General features: G+C 37.4%; 7 protein-coding genes. 5 read left to right on the top strand and 2 right to left on the bottom strand.

Annotation, left to right across the window (positions count from 1 at the left end; all coding sequences use genetic code 11):
* Positions 1-68 precede the first annotated feature (68 nt).
* Both GQR46_RS15190 and GQR46_RS15185 read left to right on the top strand, forming a co-directional pair.
* The gene (locus tag GQR46_RS15190; protein ID WP_165741369.1) at positions 69-482 is read left to right on the top strand and encodes a hypothetical protein; all 414 of its coding nucleotides are present in this window, start codon (positions 69-71) and stop codon (positions 480-482) included.
* Between the two features lie 284 nt (positions 483-766).
* Positions 767-3,283 carry a plasma-membrane proton-efflux P-type ATPase gene (locus tag GQR46_RS15185; protein ID WP_165741368.1) on the top strand — a complete coding sequence of 839 codons (2,517 nt, stop codon included), beginning with the start codon at positions 767-769 and terminating at the stop codon, positions 3,281-3,283.
* A 117-nt stretch (positions 3,284-3,400) separates the two neighbouring features.
* Here the strand turns inward: GQR46_RS15185 and GQR46_RS15180 are convergent, their stop codons facing one another.
* Positions 3,401-3,826, bottom strand: a complete 426-nt coding sequence (locus GQR46_RS15180) for a hemerythrin domain-containing protein (RefSeq protein ID WP_007581776.1) — start codon at positions 3,824-3,826, stop codon at positions 3,401-3,403.
* Positions 3,827-4,174: 348 nt separating this feature from the next.
* Between GQR46_RS15180 and GQR46_RS15175 the strand changes: the two genes are divergently transcribed.
* Genes GQR46_RS15175 through GQR46_RS15165 form a run of 3 tightly spaced genes read left to right on the top strand, consistent with a single transcriptional unit; the run spans position 4,175 to position 4,990 of the window.
* On the top strand, positions 4,175-4,432 hold the full coding sequence (locus GQR46_RS15175; protein WP_165741367.1) for a hypothetical protein: 258 nt from the start codon (positions 4,175-4,177) through the stop codon (positions 4,430-4,432).
* A 55-nt stretch (positions 4,433-4,487) separates the two neighbouring features.
* Positions 4,488-4,742, top strand: a complete 255-nt coding sequence (locus GQR46_RS15170) for a hypothetical protein (protein ID WP_165741366.1) — start codon at positions 4,488-4,490, stop codon at positions 4,740-4,742.
* A gap of 29 nt (positions 4,743-4,771) precedes the next feature.
* Positions 4,772-4,990, top strand: a complete 219-nt coding sequence (locus tag GQR46_RS15165) for a DUF6500 family protein (RefSeq protein WP_165741365.1) — start codon at positions 4,772-4,774, stop codon at positions 4,988-4,990.
* A gap of 36 nt (positions 4,991-5,026) precedes the next feature.
* Here GQR46_RS15165 and GQR46_RS15160 read toward each other — a convergent pair.
* Positions 5,027-5,765 (bottom strand): GGDEF domain-containing protein (locus tag GQR46_RS15160; protein WP_165741364.1); only part of this gene is annotated, 739 nt, incomplete at its 5' end.

The raw sequence follows: 5,765 nt of genomic DNA, 5'->3' as shown, positions 1-5,765 counted from the left end.
GAAATAAAAAATAACTTATACGGTCTAGGTTACTTCAGCGTTTATTAATATTTATTTAAGGAAGTTTTATGACAGGCTCAATCAATTCTGATGTTCAAAACCGTTTACAATGGTCACTTTTATCTTTGCGTTTAGGCGTATTTATTGTAATGGTTATGTGGACGTTTGATAAATTCGTAAATCCTGGTCATAGCGCACGTATTTTTGAACATTTTTACGGTATTAGTGGCTCATCTGATATTGTTGCTTATGTAATTGGTGCTCTTCAACTTGTTTTAGTGTTGGCATTTTTAGCGGGTATTAAAAAGCGCGTTACTTACGGTATCATTTTTGTAATGCACGGCTTATCTACGCTTTCTTCGTACAATCAGTATATAGACGGTTTTAACAACTTATTATTCTTTACAGCGTGGCCAATGTGGGCAGCGTGTTTTGCACTTTACTTACTACGTGACCAAGACGTTAAGTTTACTGTAAAGTAATCAAAACTAATCGTTATAAGCCGACAGAGCTGTAACTAAAAAGTACACGGGGCTAAGTTATTTACTACTTCGGCCCCGTATATAGCCTTTCGGCAATTCTCCTCGTAACCCAATTTCTTAGTCATCCTTTTAAAATAAATTTTTCATTTTATTTCAGTCTCAATATTGCGTTAGATCAAATTTAATACATTTTTAAGAACAATATCGACTGCTTTAGTTTATGTTAGCTATACGGTTAGTCGGTTTTAAAAATTATTCAACTCAATGTTGTATAGAAGGCTTGCATGAAAAAGGTCAAAATCTCATCAGTACATCAATCACCAAACCGTTCAGCAAATAAATCAACAAACAATCAAAATAGTGATGAATGGAGTAACCTCGATTTAGCACAATTTCAAGAAAAACTAAAAACATCACCCGACGGGTTAAGCCAAATTGACGCAACACAAAGATTGGTACAATACGGGCCTAACGAACTAGTCGAAGAAAAAACAAACTTATTACTCAAATTTTTATCTTACTTTTGGGGGCCAATACCGTGGATGATCGAGGCCGCTATTATTTTATCAGCACTTGCTAAACACTGGGCTGATTTTTTTATTATTCTTGTATTATTGTTGTCCAACGTATTGGTTGGCTTTTGGGAAGAGCACCAAGCGGGCAATGCAATTGCTGCATTAAAAGCAAAATTAGCAAATAAGGCGAGAGTACGCCGCGATACTCAATGGCAAAACTTAAATGCCAGTGACCTTGTGCCAGGCGATGTTATAAGAATGCGTATGGGCGATATAGTGCCTGCTGATGCGCGTTTGTTAGATGGCGATACAGTAGAGGTCGATCAATCATCACTTACGGGTGAGTCGTTACCGGTTATAAAGTCGGCGGGTGAAACTGTTTATTCGGGATCTATTATCCGCCAAGGTGAAATAGAGGCAATAGTATACGCGACCGGTGCAAATACCTTTTTTGGTAAAACAGCACAGTTAGTACAAGGGGAGCGAACTGCAAGTCATTTTCAGCGTGCGGTGCTTAAAATTGGTAATTATTTAATAATGCTTGCTGCGGCTTTAGTACTGCTTATAGTTATTGTTGCTTTGTTTCGCGATGATCCAATGATCACCACATTACAGTTTGCACTCGTATTAACTGTTGCTGCAATACCAGTTGCAATGCCAACAGTGCTATCAGTTACTATGGCTGTAGGCGCTCGTTTATTGGCTAAAAAGCAAGTGGTTGTAACACGTTTAGCTGCAATTGAAGAGCTAGCGGGTGTTGATATTCTTTGTTCTGATAAAACCGGCACATTGACACAAAACCTATTAACGTTGGGTGACCCGTTTTATATCGAAAACTCAATAAATAAAGGCTCTGCTGAGCAAGTTATATTGTACGCGGCATTAGCATCTCGCTCAGAAAATAACGATCCGATTGACTTAGCAGTATTACAAAGTGTAAAAGCTGAGCAGTATCTAGATTCTTATCATATAGAACATTTTCAGCCATTTGATCCTGTGAGCAAACGTACTGAAGCATTAATTAAAAATGCTGATGGCAAAACGTTTAAAGTGACCAAAGGTGCACCGCAGGTTATTTTAGCTTTGTCGGCTAATATTGAGGCAGTTAAAACTCAAGTTGAGGCATCAATAGATGAATTTGCAGCACGTGGGTTTCGCTCTTTAGCGGTTGCTAAAACAGACGAGCAAGGTAAATGGCAATTTATAGGCGTATTGCCACTTTTTGATCCACCGCGTGAAGAAGCAATACAAACCATTGCCGATGCAAAAGAAATGGGTATGAGTGTTAAAATGGTCACGGGCGACCAAGTAGCCATTGCGCGCGAAACTGCAAGTAAACTGGGTTTAGGGACAAACATTCTTGATGCTAGTGGATTTGGTGCAACTGAGTATCATCAAGCCACACAGTTAGATGATTCTATCGAGAGTGCTGACGGATTCGCACAAGTATTCCCTGAGCATAAATACCATATTATTGATGTGCTTCAGCATAGAGGGCACATTGTTGGCATGACAGGAGATGGCGTAAATGATGCGCCAGCACTTAAAAAAGCTGACTGTGGCATTGCTGTATCGGGTGCTACAGATGCAGCGCGTTCAGCAGCATCAATTGTGTTAATGACCGATGGCTTGTCGGTTATTATTGATGCAGTTAAAGAAAGCCGAAAAATATTTCAACGCATGAACAGTTACGCTATTTACAGGGTTGCTGAAACACTGCGCGTACTACTCTTTATGACAATGGCGATATTAATTTTTAACTTTTATCCGTTAACAGCAGTCATGATTGTAATGCTTGCTTTACTTAACGATGCCGCCATTTTGTCTATTGCATACGACAATGTGCATTATCAAAATAAGCCCGAGACATGGAATATGCGGCTCGTTTTAGGTATTGCATCTGTGCTGGGAATTGTAGGGCCAATTGCAGCCTTTGGTTTATTTTACTTAGGAGATAAAGTATTTGAACTCGACCGTCCTCATCTTCAAACATTAATGTACTTATTACTTTCTGTAGCGGGGCATTTGACTATATTTTTAGCGCGTACCCGAGGTCCATTTTGGTCTATTAAACCGTCTGCTATATTAATGGTCGCCGTATTTGGCACGCAAGTTATAGCAACACTTATTGCTGTTTATGGTGTGTTTATGACCCCACTAGGATGGGGATGGGCACTTGCTGTGTGGGCATATGCTTTGGTGTGGTTTTTTATTAACGATGGTTTAAAGCTAGTGGCGTATCGAATTTTTGATCCGACAGAAGCACCCTTACTAGAGAAGAGTTAGCATATAGGCTTAAAAAAATGGTTATAAGCCAAGTGGCTTATAACCAATAGTACACAAGGGAGTGTATATAAGGTGGTTCAATTATTTGTGAGTAAAGTTACTCACAAATAAAAAGTATTAGTGCATTGCATCATTATACTGCTTTGCCAAGCTTTGTTTTTGCCCTTCGGTTAGTGCTTTACCCGCTAATTGAAATACTTCGTGTTCTTCTTCACTTAAATGATGATGTACTAAATGATGCAGTTTTTTAGCTGCAACTAACCATGCAGACGAGCTCATTTCGGTATCTTCAAGTTGTTCAATTAATTCATCAATTTCGTGATGTTCAGCTACGCTGTGGCGCGCTTTTTCATGAGTTAAGTCATCAAACATAAGTGGGTTGTAAAAGTAACGTTCTTCAAACTTTGCGTGTTGTTCTAGTTCTGTTTTTAGCTCGTCCATTAGCGTGTGGCGCTGCTCTGTGTCGCCGTGCGTTTGAATAAGCGCATCTACCAATTCTCGTTGTTTGTCATGGTCATGACGTAGTGCTTCAAAAATATTCATAACTAATCCTTTTACAATTTATTTGCTTATATCACTAACTAGCAAACTAAATGCCAAATATTAAGTTGATGTATTTTATTGCTTTTATTTTGATTTTTTATTTTTGGGCTGCTATCACTGTAAATTTTACAGTGATATGAATGCAATAATTTCAGGCTTTTACGTAGTTCAATTATAGAAGTGAGTATAAATCCCTACAGAACCTTACAAATATTTACTGGTTGTTTATTTTATTGCAGTGATAAAGTAGCAACATTATTTAGGTACAATCTATATGTATTACTCCCACATATAATACCAATCGGTATAAATGCAGGTAGCACGTTAACTTAATAGGATAGTTTAAGGATGAACACAAAAAGCCCCATCGCCGCATTATTGCTGTGCGCTTTACTAAGTGCTTGTAGTACTGCCCCACGTTCTGACCCTAACTTATGCATTGAAGAGGCTGAAACGGTTGATCGAAATGGCGCTCAAACAAGCTCAGAAGTTTATAATCAATGCATTAGCGCACAAATTAAAAAGGATGAAAAAAATGACACTTTTTTTGATGCTATCGGTACGTTCTTTTTTGAATTTTTTGTAATGGTGGTAGAAAGTAAATAGGCTAACTTGCAGCTGTAATTTAAATTAAATAAGTTGCGTAAAAATAGGATTAGTTATGAAGCAATTATTGATAGCAATTCCACTTTTTTTATTACTAAGCGCTTGTGCGGCAAAGCCTTACGCAGGCTCGGCAAAATGTATGGAACAAGCAGATATTGCATACGAAACCGATACACGTAAAAATGAGACATTAGATAATGAATGCAAAGCTGCAAAAGTAAATACGCCTAATAAAGAGCTTGAGAATCATGGCTTGGTTGATCGAAGCCTTTTACAGCTAATGGTTAGTTTTTTAAATAGCGTATTTTAATAGTAAAAATATAATTAAATAAGGTATGTATGAGGGAAGAACTAAGAGCAAAAATAATTACCGTATGCGATAAAAAAATAGCCAGCAAAGGCGAAAATGTAGGGCTTTCTTTTTATGCATTTTTTGCTAATAAAAACGACGACCCAGAGCTACTTATGGAAGCTGCTACTTGGTGGATACACACCCATAAATTAGATCATTTTGTAAAAGCACATAAAATTAAACAAATGGTTTTAGACGGACTTTAGTCAAGTAAATGAGCCAATACTTTTAGCTGTGCTTATTTAATCAACAACGACTTGGTTTCTTCCGTTTTCTTTTGCTTTATAAAGTAATTTATCTGCATGCTTAATAAGAACATCTAGTGTGCTTTTTAAAGAGCCACTTACAGAGGCCCCTGCACTAAAGGTGATTTTTGTATCACTAGGAAAGTCTTCTATATTACTGCAATGCTTGGCGAAGCTAATGGCGAGTCGGTTAAATATATCGCGAATTATTCGTTCATCAACCGTATTTAGTGCAAATAACCATTCTTCGCCGCCGTAACGACCAAACTGATGATCATTACATAGTGTTTCTTTTGCAGCTTTTGCAAAGGCAATAAGAACTAAATCTCCAACATCGTGACCAAAATGGTCGTTAACTTTTTTAAAGTAGTCTAAGTCAACAATTGCTATCGTCATTTTACCTTCACCAAGCTTTGCTTCTGCTGCGCGCATTATTCCTCTGCGATTAGGGCAATTTGTTAGATAATCTGTTAATGAAATATCGTGATATTTTTGACGTTGTCGAGCTTGCCGATAAAATAAAAATAATGAAGCAATCACTAAAATAAATGCAATAGCAGCGCTGAGTCGCCAAATTATTTTTTGTTGATATTCTTCTTTAGCTTGTAGCTCACTAATGTCTTTTGCGTACTCTAGTTGCTGTATTTTGTCTTCTTTTTCTTTTACTTCAAACTGTATCTGTAGTGTTTTTATATTATTTTCACTGGTTGCTTCGTAGTGCTTTTTTGTATAAAGG

It is taken from the genome of Pseudoalteromonas sp. Z1A6 (assembly GCF_011378745.1).
Lineage (GTDB): Bacteria > Pseudomonadota > Gammaproteobacteria > Enterobacterales > Alteromonadaceae > Pseudoalteromonas > Pseudoalteromonas arctica.
The sequence above is the reverse complement of the archived record's forward strand: the minus strand, read 5'-3'. Positions and strand labels throughout refer to the sequence as shown.